Source organism: Pseudomonas sp. B21128, assembly GCF_044218865.1.
Classification (GTDB): domain Bacteria; phylum Pseudomonadota; class Gammaproteobacteria; order Pseudomonadales; family Pseudomonadaceae; genus Aquipseudomonas; species Aquipseudomonas iridis.
The window spans coordinates 2,548,528-2,570,953 of sequence record NZ_CP162590.1; the positions used below are offsets into that span (position 1 = coordinate 2,548,528).

Annotated in this window: 13 protein-coding genes; 8 read left to right on the forward strand and 5 right to left on the reverse strand. The window is 57.8% G+C overall.

Annotated elements, in window-relative coordinates:
* Positions 1 to 1,362, reverse strand: coding sequence for a carbohydrate porin (locus tag AB4P91_RS11385; protein WP_150592746.1), 1,362 nt, complete (start codon positions 1,360 to 1,362; stop codon positions 1 to 3).
* A 302-nt stretch (positions 1,363 to 1,664) separates the two neighbouring features.
* On the opposite strand from AB4P91_RS11385, the gene AB4P91_RS11390 reads away from it, so the two are divergent.
* Positions 1,665 to 1,895, forward strand: a complete 231-nt coding sequence (locus AB4P91_RS11390) for a VF530 family DNA-binding protein (protein ID WP_042608309.1) — start codon at positions 1,665 to 1,667, stop codon at positions 1,893 to 1,895.
* Between the two features lies 1 nt (position 1,896).
* On the forward strand, positions 1,897 to 2,532 hold the full coding sequence (locus tag AB4P91_RS11395) for a Pr6Pr family membrane protein (protein ID WP_395604814.1): 636 nt from the start codon (positions 1,897 to 1,899) through the stop codon (positions 2,530 to 2,532).
* Positions 2,533 to 2,634: 102 nt separating this feature from the next.
* Here the strand turns inward: AB4P91_RS11395 and AB4P91_RS11400 are convergent, their stop codons facing one another.
* Positions 2,635 to 3,417: a siderophore-interacting protein gene (locus AB4P91_RS11400; RefSeq protein ID WP_150595742.1), complete on the reverse strand. Its 783-nt coding sequence runs from the start codon at positions 3,415 to 3,417 to the stop codon at positions 2,635 to 2,637.
* Entirely contained in the window at positions 3,414 to 3,989 is a 576-nt protein-coding gene (locus AB4P91_RS11405) for a PadR family transcriptional regulator (RefSeq protein ID WP_150592749.1), read from the reverse strand. Before AB4P91_RS11405 ends, AB4P91_RS11400 begins: the two co-directional genes overlap by 4 nt.
* A 473-nt stretch (positions 3,990 to 4,462) precedes the next feature.
* Here AB4P91_RS11405 and AB4P91_RS11410 point away from each other — a divergent pair, with 473 nt between their 5' ends.
* The 5 genes from AB4P91_RS11410 to AB4P91_RS11430 all read left to right on the forward strand — a co-directional run bounded on the left by AB4P91_RS11410 (position 4,463) and on the right by AB4P91_RS11430 (position 10,341).
* Positions 4,463 to 4,948 carry a CS1 type fimbrial major subunit gene (locus tag AB4P91_RS11410; RefSeq protein WP_150592750.1) on the forward strand — a complete coding sequence of 162 codons (486 nt, stop codon included), beginning with the start codon at positions 4,463 to 4,465 and terminating at the stop codon, positions 4,946 to 4,948.
* 108 nt (positions 4,949 to 5,056) lie between these two features.
* Positions 5,057 to 7,579, forward strand: coding sequence for a TcfC E-set like domain-containing protein (locus AB4P91_RS11415; protein ID WP_150595740.1), 2,523 nt, complete (start codon positions 5,057 to 5,059; stop codon positions 7,577 to 7,579).
* A gap of 135 nt (positions 7,580 to 7,714) precedes the next feature.
* The gene (locus AB4P91_RS11420) at positions 7,715 to 8,455 is read left to right on the forward strand and encodes a molecular chaperone (RefSeq protein ID WP_150592752.1); all 741 of its coding nucleotides are present in this window, start codon (positions 7,715 to 7,717) and stop codon (positions 8,453 to 8,455) included.
* A gap of 25 nt (positions 8,456 to 8,480) precedes the next feature.
* Entirely contained in the window at positions 8,481 to 8,969 is a 489-nt protein-coding gene (locus AB4P91_RS11425; protein ID WP_150592753.1) for a CS1 type fimbrial major subunit, read from the forward strand.
* A 112-nt stretch (positions 8,970 to 9,081) separates the two neighbouring features.
* Positions 9,082 to 10,341: a hypothetical protein gene (locus AB4P91_RS11430; RefSeq protein WP_150595738.1), complete on the forward strand. Its 1,260-nt coding sequence runs from the start codon at positions 9,082 to 9,084 to the stop codon at positions 10,339 to 10,341.
* A gap of 92 nt (positions 10,342 to 10,433) precedes the next feature.
* Here the strand turns inward: AB4P91_RS11430 and AB4P91_RS11435 are convergent, their stop codons facing one another.
* Both AB4P91_RS11435 and AB4P91_RS11440 read right to left on the reverse strand, forming a co-directional pair.
* A complete protein-coding gene (locus AB4P91_RS11435; protein WP_395604815.1) occupies positions 10,434 to 15,494 on the reverse strand; it encodes a dermonecrotic toxin domain-containing protein in 5,061 nt (1,686 codons plus the stop codon).
* A gap of 154 nt (positions 15,495 to 15,648) precedes the next feature.
* Positions 15,649 to 18,780 (reverse strand): transglycosylase domain-containing protein, encoded by a 3,132-nt coding sequence (locus AB4P91_RS11440; RefSeq protein ID WP_150592756.1) that lies wholly within the window; start codon positions 18,778 to 18,780, stop codon positions 15,649 to 15,651.
* 230 nt (positions 18,781 to 19,010) lie between these two features.
* Here AB4P91_RS11440 and AB4P91_RS11445 point away from each other — a divergent pair, with 230 nt between their 5' ends.
* Complete coding sequence (locus tag AB4P91_RS11445; protein ID WP_395604816.1) at positions 19,011 to 22,253, forward strand: dermonecrotic toxin domain-containing protein; 3,243 nt, start codon at positions 19,011 to 19,013, stop codon at positions 22,251 to 22,253.
* The last annotated feature ends 173 nt before the right edge of the window (positions 22,254 to 22,426 follow it).

A 22,426-nucleotide genomic window follows, 5' to 3' on the forward strand; every position in this document is an offset into this window, starting at 1 on the left:
TTAGAACGAAGACTGGATCTTGATCCCGCCGATCAGTGCGTCATCAACCTTGTCCACACCGCCCGGATGGCGGATGTATTGCAGGTTCGGGCGTACGGTCAGCCAGTTCGTCACATGCACGCCGTAATACAGTTCGGCGCTGTATTCGGTGTCTTGCGGCGGCAGGAACGATGGGTCGTCGTAGTCATAAACGGCGCGCGCCTGGTTGGTCTTCTCGGCGTTTTTGCGATAGGCCGGGTTGACGTGGACGCGGGCCATGGCGAAGCCGATGTCGTCTTTGGCGCGACTGGCGAGCAGGCCTTTGTAGACGAGGCCGGCTTGCACGTAGTTGTCGATGGCGTTGGTTTTCTTGTCGTGCATCGTGCCGTTGGCGAACACGCTCAGGCCCCGCGAGTTGTCGCTGGCCATGCTGGTGATCTGCTGCTGCACGCCGAGCCACACACCGTGTTTGCTGGAGGCGCTGCGGTAGGCTTCGCCGCTGAGGGCGGCGGGTTGGCCGTTGCTGTCTTTATAGACATCGCTGGCCTTGGCGTTGCTGTAGTAATAACCGGCACGGTACTCGCCCGGCAGGCCGTTGAATTTCGGTGTCCACACCAGTTCAACCGGCAGGATCGCGCCTTGGGTGCCGCTGCCGCTCAACTTGAAGCCGTTGCCGCGATCGAGGTTTGACGGGTTTTGCTCGTAAGCGCCGACTTGTGCGTACAGCTCGGGCGTCAGGTGATATTTGACGCGCATCGCCCACTGGCTGACGGGCCAGTTGTACCAGATGCCGCCCACCCAGTTGCCGACCTGCGAGCCGCAGAACGCCAGGTTCTGGAAGTCGCACGGGAAGCTGTTGAAGTCTTCGCCTTCACCGAAACGGCCGACCTTGATGTCGAGTTTCTGATCGAAGAATTTCTGCTGGTACCACATCTGCGTCAAACGCGTGGTCTGGCCACGGCCCCAGACTTCCTGGGCCGACGTGAAGCCACCGACGCGCGGATCGTTGATCCGGTCGTTGCTGATGTTGTTGCCGCTGCGCTTGGTGATGGTCAGTTGAAACTCGGCATCGTTCCAGCCAAGGATCTTTTGCAGGTCCAGGTGCGTGCCGAGGCCGAACTGGTCGCTGTAGCGCGCCGTGCGATCGTGGTCGTAACCGCCGTGCAGGTTGCTGCCCATTTCGCCGGTGTAATCGAGCTTGAAGTCGTAGCCTTTTTCCGAGAGTTCTGTACGCGTGCCGTTCCAGTCACCGAGCATGTACGGCGATTCACTGTCGAACGCGGGAGCGGCTTGGGCGCAGGTGGCGAGGCCGAGGGCGGTGCAGCCGCCAATCAGGCGCAGGGTTGAGATAGCGCTATCTCGAAACAACGGAAAATCGGGCATAAAAAAGGGTCTTTCTGGGTCTTTTTCTGGGGATAAGCTGGCCGCTACGATTTGTCGCAGGCAGTGAAGCGATTCAGCGGAAGGGCGGCAGGATAATGATCTGTAACAAAAAGACAAAGTGCTTTTGTCGACATGCAGCGTTTCGTATTTGGTAACAGTGCGGCAAACGGGCGCATTGTCGGGCGTCTGCGAGGCTGCGATCTTCGCGGGTTGACCTACATTTGAAGGAAGCACTTCCACCCGGTCAGCCCCTCGGCTAAGGTGCGCGGCTTCTGCATTTTCACTTCGCCCAAAGGCCAGGCATGAACGAACAAACCCCCGATCCGCTGCACGGCGTAACCCTCGAACAGATCCTCAACGCGCTGGTGGCCCACTACGAATGGTCGGGGCTGGCCGAGCGTATCGACATTCGGTGCTTCAAGAGCGATCCGAGCATCAAGTCGAGCCTGACGTTTTTGCGTAAAACCCCGTGGGCGCGGGAGAAAGTCGAGCGTCTGTACGTGAAGTTGATGCGCACCAAGCGACCACTCTGAGATGGACGCCGTGTGGCGCCATCGCTTGATCACCCTCGCAGCCACCCTTGGCTGGGCGGGGTTGGGCATTCAGCTGTACCTGATTTTTATCGCGCGTTTGAGCGTCGATGCCAGTCTGCTGGGCGGATTGGTGAGTTTCTTCAGCTATTTCACGGTGTTGACCAATACCTTGGTGGCCACCGTGCTGACCTGCGCCGTGACCCCGCGCGAATCCGCTGCAAGGCGCTGGTTTCTGCAACCCTGGGTCAGTAGCGGTGTGACAGTGAGCATCGTTGTGGTCGGCCTCGCCTACAGTGTTTTGCTGCGGCATTTATGGCATCCCGAGGGTTGGCAATTCATCGCCGACGAATTGCTCCACGACGTGATGCCGCTGGTGTTTCTGGGCTATTGGTGGTTTTGCGTGCCGAAAGGCACGTTGCGCCTGTGGCATCTGCCGGTGTGGCTGGTTTATCCGCTGGTGTATTTCGCTTACGCATTGCTGCGCGGGGGTTTGCTGGGGGCGTATGCGTATCCGTTCATTGATGTGGCGGTGTTGGGTTATCCACAGGTGTTCATCAATGCCGGGGGAATATTGGCGGGGTTTGTGGGGATTGGCCTGGCGATGATCGGCCTTGACCATTGGCGCTCCCGCACCTAGTTAAAGTATCTGTAGGAGCTGCCGCAGGCTGCGATCTGTTGACTGTGGCTTGATACGACAAGATCAAAAGATCGCAGCCTGGGGCAGCTCCTACAGCGGGTATCACTCTTCTTCAGAGCCTTCGGCGCGCCAGTAGCCGACGGCTTTCACCAGTTTCTCGTCGAGCCCGTGCTCATCGAGCAGCACGCGGCGGATCTGCCGCGAGACTTTGGTCTCCGTCGCTACCCACGCATAGAGATTGCCCTTGGGCACCTGCAGTTGCTTGACGGTGGTCAGCAGGTTATCCGTGCCGCCATCGCGCAGTACCCAGATCACATTGACCTGCGCGGCGCTTTCCAGCAGTTGTTGCTCGGCACCGTTTGCCACTTCGATCACCACCAGCGCCTTGCGATTGGCAGCCAGGCCTTCAAGGCGACGGGCGATGGCGGGCAGGGCGGTTTCGTCGCCGATCAGCAGGTAGCTGTCGAATATATCCGGCACGATCATCGACCCGCGCGGCCCGCCGATGTGCAGGAATTGGCCAGGCGTGGCCTGTTCGGCCCAGGTCGAGGCAGGGCCGTCGCCGTGCAGGACGAAATCGATGTCCAGCTCCAGTGTCTCGAGGTCATAGCGACGCGGGGTGTAATCACGCATCTCGGGCATCGGGCCTTCGTTCTTGCCGCCGAGCACCATTGTCTCCAGTGCGGCGGTTTGTTCGGCGTTCTGCGGGAACAGCAGTTTGACGTGATCGTCAGTGCCCAGACTGATAAACCCGGCCAATTCGGGCCCACCCAGGGTGATGCGGCGCATGCGCGGGGTCAGGTCGACCACACGCAGCACTTGCAGGCGACGGCGTTTGATTTCATGCATCACGCGGTGAATGGTTTGGGTATCGACTGTGGTCATTCGGCTTTCTCCGGGGCTGTGGTCACGGCGGGGCCGTCGACAATGGCTTTGGCGGTGTTGTTGAGCAGATCCCGTACGCGCAGGATTTCTTCCGGGCTCCAGCGCCCGTGGTGCAACTGCAAAGCGTGGCGCAAGTTGTGCACCGCTTCATGGATTTCCGGCGGCCGGTCATGGCCGCGCAGCGAGCGCTTGCTGACGTCGATGCGCATGCGCACACCATCGAGGGCCACTGTTTGCTCGCTCAGGGACAGGCGTCCGGCGTCAGTCACGCGGTAGCGTTTCTTGCCACCCTCGGCGTCGCCGCTGATCAATTCGCTTTCTTCCAGAAAGGTCAGGGTCGGGTAGATCACGCCGGGGCTCGGGCTGTAGGCGCCGTCGAACATGCCTTCGATCTGGCGGATCAGGTCATACCCGTGGCAGGGTTGTTCGGCAACTAGTGCCAGCAGCAGCAATTTCAGGTCGCCCGGGGCAAACACTCGCGGGCCGCGCCCGCCGCGCTCACGGCCGGGGCGCTTCTCGAAGCCGTCGCGGCCGTCGCCGTGCTCGCGGTGGGGGGAATGATGGTCTCTCATTTCTGTCTTCTCTCGTCGTGTTTAGATACAACTTAAGATATATCTTATGGCCGATGCAAGACATTCGGATCAATGGTCGCGGCGGCGCTGCAACGAAAATGACCGCCCTCGCTGATGCGGGATGAATGTTGGTTTTTTCTAGAGTAATTGTGCTAATTACAACAGTGTGAAGTCGAATATTAGTTTCGTTATTAGCGCGTGGGCCAGTAATAACAAGCGTTTTGGATAGTTTTGAATCTGTATGTTTTTTTGCTAAAAACTGTATGTAGTATAGTTCTGAGAGTCACTGTTCTCTTAATTGCTAAAAGCAGTTTTTTTCCTCTTTTACATGGGTATCAGTAACTACGGGTAGTGGTGAAATTTCCTACTTACTTTGTGGTTGAATTACTTGATCATGCCTCCGCGTTGAAAGTTAAGTCGGCAACCGACAAAAGTTTCCACGCGCCAATCCTTATCAAAAGCAGGTACTGATCATGTTCAAGAAGTTTGCAATCTCCGCCCCGATGGCCATCCTGGCACTGAGTTCTTCCGTGGCGTTTGCCGCAGACCCGATTAGCCAGACGATCAACATCAAGGCCTTCGTGCCTACTTCCCTGTTCAATGTCGCCCCGCAGACGCCTGGCTTCGGTGTTGATGAAACCATGACCCAACTGGGCAGCGGCGAACTGAGCACCATCAGTGAAATTTTCAACATGAAGCATACCGATAACAAGGGCGCGATCAATGCCGTGCTCGACGGCACCGCTGCGTTGTACAACGGCCGCGACAGCATCCCGTTGAGCGTCAAGATCGGTGGCGTGGAAGTGACCAGCGTCTCCACCGAAATCGTGAACGAAACCGACTCTGTACCTGGCGTGCAGCGGGAAATGATCATCAAGGCAGCCTCGCCAGCGGCTACTCAATCGGGTAACTACTCGGGTAGCTTCGCTGTGGTATTCGAGCCTGTTTTGAAACCGTGAAACAACTTTTTGAATAACGCAATGCTTATTCAATAGTCTTGGCCCACTGGTCATCTTTCGATGATCAGTGGATGCCCTGCTCATCAAGTAATTTGAGTATTAAAGATCATGTTCCCGATGACGCCCATCGCGGCAGCGCTCGCACTTTTTTTAAGTGCCAGTGCCTTGGCCGCGCCCACTAATAACGCTAACACGCCGCGCAGTCTGCTCGCTCAGGCCAAAGGCTTGCCGGCCGAATTCGAAGAACATTTCTTCGATGTGCCATTAGCCGTTCGGGTTGAGCGTGATCAACAATTTCTCGGTGAGGCGATGGTCGTGTTAAGCAAGGATGATCGCGTCACTCTGCTGGAGTTTACCGACACCGGCGACAGCCAGATCCCGGCCAGTGAACGGGATGTATTGGGCAGTTTTTTGAAGCAGGGGGTAAGCCTGGGCGCCTGTCAGGGCAGTTGCCCTGAACAAGTACTGGCGGTGCATTACAACCTGCAGAATTCGCTGGTATCGATCGCGACCGAAAATGCTGAGCGTGGCAGTGACGCTCTACGCTATTACGCTCTCCCCGAAAAGGGCAGCACCGGGTTGATCCTGCGTAATCAACTGAACCTCAACGGCGGTCAGGAGCAAGACCTCGGTGGTCGCTATGGCCTTGAGGCGAGCAGCAGCCTCGGCAACTGGACGCAGCGCGTCAACCTGCAAGTGGCGCGCCTGGGCGGACCTGACGACAAGCTCTATCACGCAGTGCACGAGCTGTACGGCCAGCGTGAATTGCAGGGCAATTTTCTGCGCCTGGGCTATTTCACCCCCAGCTCCGAGGGGCTGACGCGGCAGTTGCGTTCATTTGGCGCCAGCCCCGATACGGCGGCGGGTGTGATGTTTGGCAGCTCCGACAGTCTGGCGATCAACAATCCTACGCCCAGCGTCTATCCGATTTACGTCACGGCCAACCGCCAGGCATCGGTGGAAATTTATCGCAATGGTCTGCTGGTCAACACACAAGCGATCAGTGCCGGCCTGCAAACCCTCGACACCCGGCCGCTGCCCGGGGGTATCTACGAAGTCGAAGTGCGGCTGATCGAAGACGGTCAGATCACCTCAACCACGCAGGAGCTGGTGTACAAACCCAGCAACTGGCGCAATCACGAAGAGCGCTGGCGCTACAGCCTGTTCGCCGGCCAGGAAAGCAAATTGTTGAGCAATTGGGACGTGCAGTCTCGTGGCGACATGACGGCCGGTGCAGCGCTCAATTATCTGCTGCACCCGCGGGTGATCCTCGGTCTCTCGGCGCGGCAACTGCAGGGCAAGCAGCAGGTGGCTTCGTCGGTCGACTGGACGTTGGCCAATAACACCAGCCTGTACGCCAACGTGTATCAGACCGAAGACCACGGCACCGGGATGGATTTGCAAGGCATCTACAATTACGGGTCGGGCAACCTGTTCGCCACGCACAACCGCAGCTGGCTGGACACCACCAATATTTATGAGACCTTGCCGGACGGTACACGGGTCCGCCAACGCAACGTGTATATCGGCCAGACCGCCAACACGTCGCTGGCGATCAACCATCGACTCAACAGCAAGCAATCGCTCAATGGCCGGATTTCCCATAGCGAGGGCAATGTCGAGGGCGTCGGTATCGATCTGGGCTGGACGCAACGAAGCCTGTTGCTCGGCAGCGATGCCAGTTGGCGTTTCTCGGTGTTCGATCGCCCCGCCAGTTTCAGCAGCGGGCAGGCGCGCAATCGCGGCGTCGATTTGAGCGTCAGCCTGGCCCTCGGCGCCCAGGGCGAACAGTGGTCGGGCAGCATCGGCACGCGCACGGCTCGCGAGGGTGGCCGCGACAACAATGCGTCACTGACCTACAACAAAACTCTGGAAAATCACGTGCTGCAAAACGTCTCGGTGACGGCGCTCGCTGACACCTATGGCGTCGGCGTGTCAGGCCTCGGCAGTTTCCGCACCGATGCTTTCAATGGCGATGCGTTTATTCAGCGCTCTTCCTATAACGGCAATTACACCGGCGGTCTCAACCTCGACAGCACCGTGGCCGTGGGCGCAGACAAGATCGTCATGACCAGCCAGCACGCCAGTGGCGGTGCCGGGATGATCATCGACGTCGAAACCGATCTCGACGACATCGCCCTGCGCGCCGACGACCTCAGTGGCGGCAGCACAACCCTGCGTCCGGGGCGCAATTACGTCTCGCTGACCGCCTATAAAAACAGCTCGGTGAGCTTCGACTTTGAAGGCAACCACGTACCGTCCGCCAGCATTCAACCGCAGCGCGCCCGCTATCACATGAACAAGGGCGGGGTGGGGTATCGCAAGCTCACCGTGAGCAGAACCCTGACAGTGCTCGGACGCTTGCTCGATCCGCAAGGCAAACCGCTCAAGGGCCACCACATCATCAACCACGCCAGTCGCGGTGTCAGCGAGGTAGACGGCTTCTTCTCGATGGAAATGAACGCCGGTTCACCGACCCTCGAAGTGCGCTCCGGTGAACAGTTGCTGTGCCAGTTCCGTCTCGACACGGCCAATGCGCGCAGTGAAAACGATGTGCTGATGATCGGCGATCTGCGGTGCACACCGGATACGTTGGCAGACACCACGCCACCTCTGCGAACGGCAGGTTGAGCAATGGCTGCACAGACGTTTGCTCCCCGCAGAGGGAAAGAACTGCACCGCCAACGTCACCGTGAGCTGGGACTGGCAAACCTGATAACCCCCGTGCGTGTTTCGTCCACCGTTCCACATCCAGAGGCTTAGACCATGAATTATCGACTGGCACTGCTACTCGCAGGCTGGCTACCGCTTATCTCCCACGCCGGGCCCGCGATCAATGTTGGCGTGGTCTACGACTACCTCGACGGTGATAAGAGCACCTACCTGAAGCGGGTTTTCAACAGCGGCGACGCCACGGCGTTCGTCAAGATCAACATCCTCGAAATTGTTTACGACGCCGACGGCACCGCGCGGGAAATTCCGCTGGTCAACCAGACCGAAGCCAATGCCCGTGATGGCTTGATGGCCAGCCCCGCGCGACTGATCGTCCCCGCCAATGGCATGCAGGGCAGTCGTCTGGTGTTCATGGGCGAACGGGAACAGGAACGTTATTTCCGCGTGCGATTCGTTCCGGTCGTGCCGGAAAAAGAAGATGAATTTGCGGTGGCCGAAGAGGAGCGCGATGAATATAAAAAAGGCCTGTCGGCAGGCGTCAACGTGTTGGCCGGGTACGGCACGGTGTTCTTCGTGCGGCCCAGGGAAACTCGGTTCAACAGCGTGATCAGCAACGAAGCGACCCGCTATGAAGTGCGCAACAGTGGCAACAGTACGGTGGTGGTCGACGAGTTCAGAAACTGTTCGGCCAACGATGAACGCGACTGCCAACCGACCACGAAACATCACGTATTGCCTGGCCGCTCCTTCAAGTTCGATAAACAAAGCGGCCGTGAATACAACTTCATGTTGATCGAGGGCAAGTCGAGCAAACCGATCGAGGTCAAGGGTTGATGCCCGGACGTAAAAGGTGATGAAGATGTCAAACCCCACACGCGCCGCCCTGTCACTGGCGCTGATGTTACCCGTGAGCGGCATTGTGAATGCGATCACCGAACGTGAAACGTTTGAAGTCTCGGTGAGTATCCCCAGCGCGGAGTTTTATGTAATCCCCTCCGACCCCGACTGGATTCATCAGGAGCAGGCGCTGCCGTTCAATCCGGTATCGGGGAGGTTCACCCCGCTGCGCAAGAACTTCGATGTGAAAAACGTCAATGGCGGCATTACGGCCCGTATGAGTACCGAGCCCTACCTGAGCAATGGCAGGGACACGGACAACATCCCGTTGACCGTCACGTTCAACCGCAAACGCCTGAGCCTTGTTGCCGAGCCTGTCATCACTGCACTGGATGGCCAGGCAGGCCAGCGGGTGGGCCTGGAAATAGCCGCGGCGTTACCGGTGGACGCTTATCGGCCAGGCAATTACTACGGCAGCGTGCACATGATTTTTGAAGCGCTGGCGCCTTGAACGTTCATCCGGGAGGACATCACTGCGCTGGCCGGCATCCGGGCCGTTGGTTGGGTAATTGTCAGCTGTGCGGGCGTCGTTCGGCTCTGGTCTCGTCACAAGGATTGTCAAAATGAAAAGCAGTCACCGATTCAACAATGCGTTAAAGCGTCTGGTAGCGGGCATCACGCTGTCTGCGTCACTGAGCCTGCCGGCGCAGGCGCTTACGCAAAATATCGACGCGTCGTTTCGACCCGATGCGGCAAACCCGCAGATGAACAAGTTTCGCAACGACACACCCATATCCGGGGTCTGTGCGTGGCATATTCCGGCGCAATGCAAGGCGCTTAACATCTTCTCGATTCGGGATACGGCCTTTCGCGCTGAATCGATCGGGCCCATTCTGCCCGGCGCCGATCTGAGAAAGGCTGCGATGTTCAAGGTTCCGTCTCAATGGCGGCCGTTAGCTGTTACCCACGAAATAACCGGCGAGGTGGAAACCGTCGAGGTGCGTATTGCCGGCATCGGCCACCGGTGGGATTTGCCCCGTCCGCCGGGGGTTTCTGCGTGGACCTTGCCAGGACCTCCAGAAATTCCCTGGAATCGGCGGTGGCTTGACGGCGTTGCTCCTTGTGTAGGGACCAAGTACATCGCCGCGGGCAGTTCTATGGTGCTGTTCTTCTGGCTCGTCCCTGAAAATGCCGGCGCGTGCGGGATGGCACCTGGCACTGAAATCCCCAGGTTCTGGTATACCCACCTTGAATACGCCTACGAGCTCAGGACGCCCAATCCGTTAACCATGTCCACCGGCAACTACACCGGCTCTATCACCTATACCATGGGCCCGGGACAAGATTTCGACTTCGGTGATGTCGTGATTCCTGCCGACAACCTCTACACCTTCAACTTCAATTTGTCGGTGCAACACACCCTCAAGGTTGAAGTCCCGCCCGGTGGGCAGCGGGTCGAGTTGCTGCCCCAGGGTGGCTGGCAAGCCTGGTTGAATCAGGGGCGCAAACCCACGCGATTGTTCCGCGACCAGACCTTTAACCTGTCGGCTTCTTCGCGCTTCAAGATGAACCTGGAATGCCAGTACGCCAGCGGGAACAACTGCGCACTCTGGGAGCCAAATGCCGGCCATGCTGTGCCGCTCGAAGTCAGCGTCACGTTGCCCAGCGGATTGACCGACGCGTCGAACCAGCCGGTAAATCGTCGCCCATTGCGTCGCGATGGTGTCGGTACGCAGCTGTTTCAGCCTGGTATTTACGTCGACCGCAAACCGGGCACGTTGCATTTCGAAGTGCCGCGTGACGACGTTGAAGAGATGATCAAGGAGGGGACCGCCCGCCACTACTCAGGCAACGTCACCGTGATTTGGGATTCACAGGTCTGAGCCTTGTCCCGACATCGCAGGTTGCAGTCGGGCGAGACGCGGGTATGACGACCATCGTCGCCATACCCCGAAGAGCGGCTGTGGATGCGGTTTCAGATCCCAGCGTTGGCCATCGCTGTGCGGGTCAATCGTCTGCCCAGCGCCTGTTCTTCATTGCCGATGTCGGTGTACAGCCGTTCGTACACCGCTTCGGTCATGGCTTCACCGGTGAGCACCGTTGAGTCGGGCACCGATAGCTGTCGGGCAAGGTTTCGCAATGCCTCCCTCAGCGCTGTTTTTTGCGCTTCGGGCAAATCTTTGCCATCGGCCCAGGCTTGTTGCGCTGAACGCAATGCGTCCAGTTGCTCGGCTTTGCCTTCGTAGATCCGCGCGTTGTTTGCAAATTGGCCCGGGTAAGTGTCGCGCAAGTACTCCATCCAGAAAATCTGCTCGAGCATGTTGTTGACCAGACCGTCGCCCTCTTCCAGCGCAATAACCGTGTCATACGCTTGATCGATGGCCTTCTGATCGACGCCGGCGACCTGTGACCAGCGCCTGCCTTGAGACTGCCAAGGCAGCTCCAGGCGCTCGGCCAGTCCGGTTTCATAGGCTAAATGCACCTCCACTTCATCCGGTCGGCCTGCGCGGGTGGCCATGTCGGCACGGGCGACTTCGTTGACTTGCTCAAGACGCGCCGCGCCTTTTGCCAGTATCACCAGTTTGCCTTCCAGTTCTGCCTGGGACGTCGAATACGAATACGCCTCTGAGGCCAGTACCTTGATGCCCATGTTGTTGAACATCTGCGCGCCGGCATTGGCGCAGGTCGTCGGCGCCGTAGATTCAGTGAACAGTTCGTTGCGTATTTTGGGATCGAGATAAGCGGCGTCGATCATGCGCCAGACGCGATCGGTGAGTTGCTTGCGAGCGTCACCACCGTTTCGATAGTCGGCAGAATCCAGCTGTTTTTCGATGACCTGAAAGAACCCCAGGGAACCGGGTTCTGTCGCCAGGTCGTGCCAGGCTTCGCGCCTGAACGTTCCGCGCCCGGACTCGCTCGTGCCCCAGAATGTCATGCCAGACAGACGCCAGAGCGCCAGATCCTGCTCGGCCAGATTGCTGTAGTAGTGCTGGGGGTCGATGCCGACCGATTTTCTATACTCGTAATAAGCCAGGCGATTGGCTTCAGACAGATCCTCGCCATCAAGGCGTGTACGGGCAATGAGCAGCGCGTGATCGGAACCTGCGGTCACCTCCGGGATTCGCCTGATGGGGTTTCCCTGCATGTCCAGAAAGAAACCTCTGGGCCGGCGTTTTTTGAAAATCCCCTCCGGCCAGCCATCGATGCCGGTGTTGTTCAGGCTCAATACCTTCAAGCGTGGCATGCGCTCGACATTTACCGCGCGACCCAACGGATTACCGTCGAGCCGCAAGCTTTCCAGGCGCGTCAGGTTGCGCAGACGCTCGACGTCGGCGGCGGTCAGTTCAATCAGGTTGTCACTCAGGCGCAGCGTCTCGAGCATATGCATATCGCCAATCCCTTCGGGCAATCGAGTCAACTGACAGTGTCTGGCACTCAGATGGCGCAACTGTCGAAAGTCTTTGAGCAGGCCTTTGGTGCCGACGTTGAAGCGACAGTTATCAATATTCAGCGCGGTGATCTGTTCAAGGTACTTGCCCAGGTCCGGCAGCTTTTTCCACCACCGTACAAGATCGCTCGGTAACAAGTCCGTCGACAGGTCCAGCGTATATCCCTCGTCCAGGTGGGCGCTGCGTTTGTCGAGGAACTTTGCTTTGCGTTTAAAACATTCGATCAGTTGGTCTGCGATGTGTTGGCCGCCACCGCCGACGAAGTTGCGTGGGTCTGATATCGGGTAATCCGGTTGGTCCCATTGCCACCTGCGAAGGCGCACACGCAGGTCGTCGAGCTCTGTTTCCAAGTGCATGAGTGTGGCAATCGGATCGTCCCGGGTACTCAGCGACTGGACAAACTGCCTGACTTCTCGTTGATTGAAATGGGGATACAAATCCTCTACTCGCGAGGTGAGGTTAGCGCCATGTCTGGACTGCTTGGGCCCCCGAAGCAACAGTAAATCCTCTCGTGGGCATTCAGGCACACGGCCTCGATCATCAAGGACGATCCGGCGTTCGGCCGGCGTTGTGGTCTGCGTGATGACCCACTGTTTGAATCGGTTCCCTTCGCTGCGGCGCAACCCCAGCGTTTTCAATTGCTCGTCAGGCAGCGCCTGCAAAACGCTTTGATACAGATCAGTGGGCGCATACAACCTTGTGCCTTGGGCGTCGTGAACTTCATAACGGCCGTTGCTGCCCTTGACCAGAATTCGTACGGTGGCGGCATCCTCCGGGCCCACCTGGCAAGCCAGTTCGCCATCGAAACCTGCGTTACGCAGCTCGATGCGCACACCTTCTAGTGCATTGCTGTAAAGGCGCAGCGCGTTAAGCGTCAAGCGTTCGGTATCGACGCTGGTCAGCGATCTTCTATAAAAACCTTCATGCGCCCGTGCGGTTCGCGTTTCCAGTTGCAGCTCGCGGGCGATGCGTTTGAGGCGCAGGGGAAGGCGACTTTCGGCGAGCATGATCGCCCGTTCGGCGTGGGTGGCGGTGGCCAGGAGATTGTCGATGCCTTGGGCCGGAATGTCGGGAAACGCAGCGCGGATCAGTGGCGCCAGGCTTTCATTCTCGAATACTTCACGGCTGGCGTAATCTTCGTTGAACAATTTGCCGCGGCCGTTCTCAGTGACGGCGACGATGCGTTTGCGCAAAGCGCGAACACGCGCGTCCAGCGATGCCGGAAGGACATCTGCCGGGACATCGAGAATGATCGCCGTACCGTTTTCATCGAGTGTCTGCATCACGATCTTCAACAGTTCGCCATTGAACAATTGCCGGTCCTGGAGTTGAACAATCAGCTTTTGACCTGCCGAAGCCTCTTTGCCTGTGTGTTCCCAGATCGTTTTGTACTTGACGTCAATAATCCTCATGGAGGCTTTTTCGGGCCACATGCCATGAGCGGTGAGTATCTGAAGTTGCGTGACGGGGTCGGCTTTTCCATAGACCAGCGGGTCGTCGCTGCTCAGGGAGTCGATGAACGAACGGATGTCCGAATCAATATCAAGGCGCTCTATCGTGTCGGTCAGCAGAGTGGGAGGGCGCAGGTTCTCGACATACATGCCGCGCAATTCAGAGGGGTCGGTGCCGCTGATCCTGCGCGCGGTTTCGAGCTGGGCATCGCTCAGATCCGCCACGGCAGGGCCAATGCGACGCAATAAAGTGGCGTCGTCCCAGGTTCGCGGTTGCTCGCCTTCGAGCACGTAGGCACCGGCGCCGTTGAGCGTGACGTGCGGTTGATAGGCTTCCGTGCGCTCAGGGTGTCTCAAACGAGTCGTGCCGCTTGGTGTATCGCGCGTGAGTTCGTAGTGTTTGTCCTGCGCACGCAGAATTTCCTTGCCGTCGTAGGCGTGCACGCCTGTTGCGTCGGGTTTGGCGTCCTTCGGCAGATCGATTGTTCGCTGTTCATAGGGGGCGTGGTCCGGGTGCCAGAGGGTGTCACGACCATCGGGCAGCTGCACGGGCTTCATGCCCTCGATCAGTGGCGATAGCTTGAACTTGAACGCGCCCGCAATCTCGGCCCCGGCTGCAAATGCCGCCAGTTGAATGACATCCGTCACCACGCTGACGACGTGCTCGGCCGCCTCAAGGCCCAGGCCTTCGGCAAGATCGACAATGCCTTCGATCACGTCATAGGTCAGTTGATAAACCGTGTAAGCCATCATCAATTCGCCCAGGCCCGGTACGAAGGGTGTTGCTATCAGCAAGGCTACGTTGAAAATGTCCGAGACGATTTTCTTGAAATTGTCCCACCAGGCCCAGCGTGTCCTGGTGTCCGTGTCGGCGGTGGACACGGCGATTTCCTTGGCGTCGTTGAGAATCTTGTTGAGTTTTTGCTGATAGGCATGTGTCCAGTAATCGTGGGGCAGTGGCAGGTGTTCGAACTTCAGGTGCGCATCGCGCGCGTTTTCTGTACGCCATACCGGACGCGAATCCGCCGGATCAACCTTTTCGTGCCAGACCACGTGGCTGAGGCGCTGCTCGATGTCGGCGAAGAAGTGCCCACGCTGTTGATGATCTACGAACTGGCTGAAGAACTGGCGGTAACTGAGTTGCGAGGCAGCGCCGGTTTTGTTTTCGCGCAGTTGCCGAGTCAGCTCAGTCATGAAGGCATCGGGTGATGTGTATTGCTTCAGCGGATGCTCCGGATCATGGGGGACGTAGGCAATAAGCTGGTGAATGCCTCGGCTGTCTCTCACGGCAGGAATCAGCAGCAGAACGCCGGTCAGGCGTGTCTCCATTATGGAAAGATCACGGCACTGCATGCGCTGGCCATTGAGCAGCGGCAGAGGGGCGCCATTGGCCAGCGCGTTGATCAGCTTGTAGGCGTCGGGCTGGATGTCGCCGGTGGTCAATGCCAATTCGGCCGCTGCGCTTAATGCGTCCTTCAGACTTTGCGTCACGTTGTGCTTCATGACGGCGACGGCCACCGGTTCGCTGGGCAGCAGGTAGCTTTGCAGGTGTTGGTTGTACCGTTTGCCGATGTCCAGTTCCCTGCACAGCGTCTGGAACTGGCTGATGGTCATCTTTGCCTTGATCGGCAATATATCGAAGTGCCCGCGCTCGTCGGGTTGGCTGATGTATTGCGAGTCGGCAAGCACCGTTTCGTTGGCGGCGAAGTTGTGCAACGCGGCGTCCAGCAGGGACACGGTTCGAGTCGTGACACCGCCCAGGGTATCGATCGTGTACCAAGGTCCTTCCTTGGGAATGTACAGGTGCAGGCAGGTTGTCTTGACGTCATGGGTGACGGCGTATTGTTCCTTGAGCTTCGCCTGGAGCAGAGGCGCCGCGAATGTCCGTACGTCCTGGAGTTTTTCGAACAGCCGGTCGACTTTGTTCTGAGAGCCCCAGGCCTTCAGGTTGGCGGTTTTCAATTGGGCGTGTCGGGCAGCAGGCGCGGTGTTGTACCAGGGCTCGATCTTGAGTGCGGTGCTCGCCAGTGCCTTGCCGCGGACGAGGCTCGCGGTTTTGACGTTTTCGGGCAGGGTAGAGCGTATGAAATCGTAGTGCCGACCTTTGTCTGGGTCAGGCCTGGAAGTATCAGACATGGCAATCATCCTTGATTGTTTGAGGATGACCAGCCTATCTGTTGGAGGGCAAAACAATAGTCTAAAAGTTGCCGCCCCAGCGGCGCTTTTACCCGTTTATCCGAGGAGTATTTGAATCTGAAAAATAACCGACTACCACCTGCCGGGGCGCCAATCAGTGTTGCTCCAGGCGTGCAACGCTTGAACCTTCAACCGGGCGGCACTGCGAGTCGCCACCCGGTTGCAGATACGCCGTGAGAATCGGCGCCATGCCCTTGAGCACTTGCGTCGGCAAGGCCGAGGTGAATTTGAAGTTCTCCGCCGAACGCCCCGGAACGAAAGCGGTGAGGGTGCCGAAATGGTGATCGCCAATGTAAAACACAAAGGTGGCGGTGCGGTTGATCGACTTCGAACTGAGGATGCGTCCGCCCGAACCGATGGCTTCGATGCGGTTGTCACCGGTACCGGTCTTGCCACCCATGGCCAGTGGGGTGCCATCCGCGAGTTTGAAACTGCCGGAAACACGTTTGGCTGTACCGGCGTCTACCACTTGCGAAAGCGCTTCGCGCATGGCGTTGGCGACTTCGGACGGCATGACTCGTTTGCCGACGTGCGGGTCGTTGACCAGTCGGGTTTCGTAAGGGGTGTCGGCGGCAAAATGCAGGCTGTCGATACGCAGGGTCGGCATGCGCACGCCGTCATTGAGGATGGTACCGATCAGTTCGGCCAGCGCTGCCGGACGGTCGCCGGAGCTGCCGATGGCGGTGGCCAGCGACGGCACCAGGTGATCGAACGGGTAGCCGACTTGCTTCCAGCGTTGATGAATCTCAAGAAACGCCTCGATCTCGAGCATGGTGCGGATGCGAGTGTCGCGCGCGCCCTTGTGTTTGCTTTTGAATAGCCAGCTGTAGACTTCCTGACGTTCAAATCGACTGGCTGTGACGATCTGGGTGAAGGTCGCGTCCGGGTGATTCAGCAGATAGCCGATCAGCCACAGATCGAGCGGGTGGACCTTGGCGATGAAGCCTTGATCGGGCAAATCGTAGCTGCCCGGGCCGTAGGCGTCGTAGAGGCGGATGAGGCGGTCGTCGGTCAGTTTCTTGTCGAGCTTGGCGCCTTTGAGGTGTGAACGCACGAACGTGTTGAAGTCTTCCTGACTGGCGTTCGGCAACAGATAACGGTGCACGGCGGCCATGCGGATCGGGGTCGGGCGCATGCCGTCCAGGAACGTGTCGAGCCGCGCCTGGGTGTCTTTGTTTCGGTACTTCTTCCAGAACTTGAGCAGGAACGAGGTGCCTTCGCGATCGGCAAAATTCGCCAGGTATTCCTGGCGCCGTGGGTCCCGATCATCCTTGAGCAACTCGGCGCTGCTATTGGGGCCGGAGTAAGTGGTGTAGCGCACGATATCGCGCATCAGCCGAATGAACGGCAGGTTGATCGACTCGCGCAGGGAATCGCGCAGGGTCGGCAGGCGCCCGTTGTCTTCCTTGCGAAAATTATTGAACGTGTGCAACCCGCCGCCGGTGAAAAACGCTTCACCGGGACTGGCCGAATATTTGCGATCCAGTGCAGCGCTGAGCATCTTCGACAGATCGTGATCCTTGTTCTGGATCAGGTAATCGACTACCCAGCGGCTCAGGCGATCCTGCTCCGGCACTTCGACCTTTTTCAGTTCCGGCACGCCCATGGCGCCGTACTTGTCGTGCAACTCGGCGATGATTTGCAGGTAGGTGGTGAGCACGCGCATTTTCGCCGTCGAGCCCAGTTCGAGTTTGCTGCCTTCGTTGATGTCGAACGGCTGGTCGGTGCTGTCGGTCTGCACCCGTACGCGCGAACCGTCCGGAGTCAGCTCGAACAGGGTGAAGCTGTAGCGCACCTGAGTGGTGCTGGTCGGCGTCAGCAAGCGCTCTCCCAGCAAACCGATTTCTGCGGCGTAGGCCGGGTCGGCGAGTTTCTTCAGGTAGGCGGTGGCCTGGGTTTGCAGCTCGCCTTGCAAGGTGCTGGTGGCCGACAGGTCGAGGCGGTCGAGGTCGTACAGGGGCCGATTGAGCATGTTCGCCAGACGACTGCGGGCCGCGCTGATGCCTTTGTTGGTTTCGATGGGCTGAATCGTTGGTTGGGTCTGCCAGTCGCGATAGCTGACGGTGCTGGCCAGTGCAGCATCGGCCAACGCGCTGTCGATCACGCCGCTCTGCTTGAGCAGCCGCAAATGGCTGTCGGTGAGGTTGGCGAGTTCTTCACGGCCCCTGGTCAGGTAATACGAAGGGCGGCGCTGGGCGATCATCAACGAGAGCATTTCGCGCAGGGCCAGGCCTTTGTCGGCCATGGTTTTCGGGTCGGTCTGCGGGCTGTTGAGCTGCTCGTTGGCCTTGACGAAATCGGTGCCGTACCAGACCCGCAAACCTTCAGCCATGCCGTGCACTTCACCGTGGCCCGGTACGGCGGACAACGGCACGCTATTGAGATAATCGCGAATGATGTTCTGCCGTGCACCCAGGGTCTGCGGACCGTCCTGATAAGCACGCACGCTGGCGGAAATCATCTGACGGATCTTCTCGGCGCCGGACGCCGTCAGGCCCTCAGGAGAGTGCCGATATTTTTCCAGTTGTGTCGCCAACGTACTGCCACCCGCCGATTGCCCGGGCAGGTGAAGCACTTTCGCCACTTGCGACCAGGCAGCCATGCCGAACCGTGGCCAATCCACTGCCGGGTTGGCCAGCGGTTGTTTGGGGTCGAGCAGAAAGCGGTTTTCGATAAACAGCAGGCTGCTGACCACCACCGGCGGAATCGCTGCGAAATTCGAATACAGTTGCTGCGGATAGTTGTACCTGTACAGCGGCGCGGCGCGGCAGTCGGTGATCGACAACCCGGCCTGGATCTTCTCCGAATACGGCACAAACAGGCCTTTGTCGGTGTAGCTGAGCAGGGCGGGTGAAAAACGTGTCTGCTCGGTGATCACGTAATTGCGCTTGATCAGGCGCGGCAGGAATTCATCCAGTGAGCTGTAACCCAGGCGCAAATCGAACGGGCCGTTGCCTGGATACCGAATCGCTTCACTGGGGCCGGGTTCCAGTTTGTAGGTCAGCGAGGCGGCATATTGGCTCAGTTCACGGGATTGAAAGCGCGAGGTGCGCATTTCTTTGGACGCACCGAGCCCTACCACCACCGCAATAATCAGCAGCAACAACCAGAAAGCCTTCCACCCGTGCCGGCTGCGGCGGGGTTTTTCAGGGACAGGCGCTTGATCATCCACACGTTCAGTCGGAACCACGGCTTTACTCGAATCGGTTTGCCACAAAGCGCCCATAGTCGATTGATCCATTCACGCAGATTGATCGGACTTGTCTGAAGCTTAGACGGTGGTTGGCGCTGGTGAAAAAATTGTGTGGTTCACACCAGTCGCGAACGAGGCTCAGTCTCATCGCTGGCAGCGGCGAGCCTGTAACGATCTGATACGGGGGAATGGAAAGTTATGGCAAACGTAACTTGGTAAGTTGTTTCTTGTCTTTTAGTTAGTTCTGGTTACATACGCGCGCTATGTGGTTAAAACGTTTCGTTGTTCACTCGCTATTCAATTTGATGAACAAGGAATGTTGTAAGTTTGTCACTCGCTATTCTCCGGTGGCAGCGCTTGATGTTGACAACGGTGATCACGTATCTGCGCTCGCTGAAAACTATGAAGTTGTGAGGTCGGTCACGCCTTTGTCGATAAAGCAAATGTCGAAAGATAATCTGCGCATGTTGAAAAAGGTTCCGGTTGAACAACCTGACTGGTTAGCCAGCCTGCCGGCCAGACAACGCACTGATGCGCAACAGCTCATCGAAAATGCGGTTATCGCCCACACCGCCTTCAACGAGCGCATGGAGGCCGTCAGCGCGGAGCAGGAATTTGCAGCGCCTCTGCTGAGAAAGGCTATCAAAGACAAAGTAGGGCTGGACGTCGATGTAAATAAAGTTCGAGTAAATCTGTCTGTCAGCCAGTTGTGGGATAACAGGAACTTGTCGAGTGTCACACTTCTGGAAGCGGCGTTACATAATTTTCCGGAAACAGACATGGGGGTGTATTTCCTCTTTCCCAACTGCTTTGCCGTCAATTCAGACGGCACGGTAATGGATATTAAACTGGATGTTAATATATTTGTCGGTCTATGCCGGCAGCTCGATTTGGGTAAAAAGTACCAGGCACATATAAGGGAGGCATTGAATTGGGATGAGCCCCATGCGCGAGAACGCCTGAATGATCTGTTCGTGGTTTATCAGAAATCGGCTTTGAAGGCCGCGAGTTACGTTGCTCTGTGCAAAAAGGATATCGAACAGAAGCACTACGACGCACTGGCGGCGATCGTCGAAGGTGATAAAAACGTCAGGATCGATGGAAAACCTGTCTGGTATCGGAGCCTGAGTGTCACGGGCATGCCTGTACACAGTTGCACCATGTTCGAAATCGCCGACCCTGATGACGAAGGGGTCTGGGACGCTTTGTTACCCACGGTCGACGGCTACGCCAAAAATGATTTCATTGCCTACATCCCCGATGATCCCGATCATCCGGTCAAGCATTACAAAACGCTAACGGAACTCAAGACCCGGTTGATCGAGCAGTTTCTACGTCGCGCTGAAAGTGATCCCGCCAAGGCGCCGTCGGCTTATCAGCAATTCTTCAGTCGGTTCATGGGCCATAAGGATCGAGCGAAGTTTTACTACAGTTTTACCGAAGAGGCTCCAACACCGAGCGGTGCCGTGCCGCTGTACGGTCACCGTATTCGCCAGCAAAAAAAGGAGATCGACTTCCTGTTGCAGTTCAGGGTATTGGACCCTTCCGGAGATGAATGGGCGCAACACTACGACCTGTGGACAACGCTGCGCAGGGAGTTCGACGAACGGATTTTTCAGGATGCTGCCGACGCGATCGTGTCCACTGAAGATGCCGATGGCCGTGATGCTCATTCGCTGCTCGAAACACTTCTGGACGTAGGCCTGGTCGCACTGAATTTATTGTCCTTCGCCGTCCCGCCGCTGGGTGTGGTGATGCTGAGTATCTCGGCCGTGCAGTTGATGTACGAATTGCTCGAGGGTTTCGAGGCGTTGAGCAAGGGCGATAAGGAGGCCGGGTGGGAGCACATCACCGACCTGCTGGAAAACATCGGCGTCAGCGTGGCGACGCTGCCTTTGTTTGTCGGCCTGCATACGGAGTTCACGGCGATTGAAGTCGCAGCAGGGCAAAAGCGCTTGTGGAAGCCAGACCTTGCGCCTTACCGCAGCCATGTATCGCTGGAAGGTTTGCAGCCTGATGGCCTGGGGCAATATCGGGTTGATGGCAAGCATTACATTCGGCTGGATGATGCTGTTTTCGAGAAAGTCGTCGATCCGCTCAGCGGGCAGTCGCGGATCGCTCATCCGAGCAATCCGAAGGCCTACCAGCCGTTCCTTGAGCAGGATGAGGCGGGTCAATGGCACCATTCGCTGACCCGCTTGCCGCCACCGGACGCATCGAAGCCCGTGGGCTTTGGCAATGACGCATTTCGTCGGTATGCCATCAAACCGTCCGACATTGGCGATCTGACCCCAAGCAGCAAAGGCATCAGTAGAAGTCCCGACGGGCGCTTTTTCATTCGCAATGTCGATGCCACAGGCAAGGTGGCCGTGTACGGGATCAGGTCCGACTTCCTGATAAACAGCGACATTGTCGACGTGGTGATCGTCGATCCCGACATCAATCGGGCTCAAGGACCGCGGCTCATACAAGTCGCGGCGGACCAATGGCAGCCACTGTCTCTGGGCGGCGGCAGTCGCCCAGAGGCTGACGTTGAAGGCGAGGTGACCGGCGACACTGTGAGAGGGGACTTTGGCCGTGTGATCACTGACGAAATACTGGCGACGGCCACCCCGTCATTGACCCGTGAACGACTGCCGAACGGTCTCTGGGAGCCGGTTATCGCGACCGGTGTTCAGCGTGGCGCGGAAGGTCTCCCGCTTGATTGGGGACCCCGCCATGACGTGCCATTCATTGCCGAACGTACTCAGATCAACAATGCGTTGTCGGTCTCGGAATTTTCACGAATACCGATCAATACGGATTTGTTTTCTCCTGTGAGAATTCCCTACTCGAAGGCCGTCGGCGCTCAGTTGGCAAATCGCCAGGGAGGCGCAAGCTTTGTCTTCGAGATGCAGCGTGTCAAATACTCCGCAGCGGTGAAAGGCGAGTTCAACGCGATCAAAATCGTCGACATTGATGCCGGTGAAATACCTGACCAATCCAATGCGGTGTCAGGTTTCTGGGCTCCTCAGGGAGGGTATGTCGACATACCGGCCAATCCTGGTTGGGGTGAACCCGATCACGTATTCACCCCAGGCTTCGGGGGTTGCTCACTGGTGGTTGATCAACTTGAGGAAAATCTGCTGCGCGTCAGGCATGTTGAAGGCGGCAAAGAAGATGCGCAGTACAACAAGCTGGCGACCCACGAGCATGGCTGGGGCCAAAGTGCAGCCATGGAGTATCGGGATTACGGAATCGTTGCGGATCAAAACAGTAACCTCGACACCCTGTTGGGTGGTTTTGCCTTTATGAAATATGACCGCAAGCGCGGCGTCTGGAATATCCACTATCAGGCCATTCTGGGCACGCCGACTATTTTCCGTTACTCCACTACCAGGCCGGGCCTGTTCGGGCAGTCGGCATCCCGCGCCACGGTATTTGAGCGAGTAATGGTCCGAAAATCCATGAGCAAACCCGTGGTCACGGCGCGCTCTTCTGGACGCCTCACTTCCACAAAAGCGTAACTGTCGCGCCGCTGTTTCATGACGTGTGTGGCAATGACGCTGCACCATTGTTGTGCAATACTCGCCGCCGTTTTGGCGGCGAGCTTCCCCACAGGTCTCAGGTGATGTTTGTCATCATCTGCTGTTAATGCGAGACCTTGCGCTGAATCTTGTGATTTATAGAGTGAAAAGCC

Excerpts from the sequence above, each read along its gene's own strand:
- AB4P91_RS11395 (WP_395604814.1), top strand. The coding sequence starts at position 1,897 with ATGGACGCCGTGTGGCGCCATCGCTTGATCACCCTCGCAGCCACCCTT.
- AB4P91_RS11420 (WP_150592752.1), top strand. The coding sequence starts at position 7,715 with ATGAATTATCGACTGGCACTGCTACTCGCAGGCTGGCTACCGCTTATC.
- AB4P91_RS11385 (WP_150592746.1), bottom strand. The coding sequence starts at position 1,362 with ATGCCCGATTTTCCGTTGTTTCGAGATAGCGCTATCTCAACCCTGCGC.
- AB4P91_RS11390 (WP_042608309.1), top strand. The coding sequence starts at position 1,665 with ATGAACGAACAAACCCCCGATCCGCTGCACGGCGTAACCCTCGAACAG.
- AB4P91_RS11430 (WP_150595738.1), top strand. The coding sequence starts at position 9,082 with ATGAAAAGCAGTCACCGATTCAACAATGCGTTAAAGCGTCTGGTAGCG.
- AB4P91_RS11425 (WP_150592753.1), top strand. The coding sequence starts at position 8,481 with ATGTCAAACCCCACACGCGCCGCCCTGTCACTGGCGCTGATGTTACCC.
- AB4P91_RS11410 (WP_150592750.1), top strand. The coding sequence starts at position 4,463 with ATGTTCAAGAAGTTTGCAATCTCCGCCCCGATGGCCATCCTGGCACTG.
- AB4P91_RS11415 (WP_150595740.1), top strand. The coding sequence starts at position 5,057 with ATGTTCCCGATGACGCCCATCGCGGCAGCGCTCGCACTTTTTTTAAGT.
- AB4P91_RS11445 (WP_395604816.1), top strand. The coding sequence starts at position 19,011 with ATGTGGTTAAAACGTTTCGTTGTTCACTCGCTATTCAATTTGATGAAC.
- AB4P91_RS11405 (WP_150592749.1), bottom strand. The coding sequence starts at position 3,989 with ATGAGAGACCATCATTCCCCCCACCGCGAGCACGGCGACGGCCGCGAC.
- AB4P91_RS11400 (WP_150595742.1), bottom strand. The coding sequence starts at position 3,417 with ATGACCACAGTCGATACCCAAACCATTCACCGCGTGATGCATGAAATC.
- AB4P91_RS11435 (WP_395604815.1), bottom strand. The coding sequence starts at position 15,494 with ATGTCTGATACTTCCAGGCCTGACCCAGACAAAGGTCGGCACTACGAT.
- AB4P91_RS11440 (WP_150592756.1), bottom strand. The coding sequence starts at position 18,780 with ATGGGCGCTTTGTGGCAAACCGATTCGAGTAAAGCCGTGGTTCCGACT.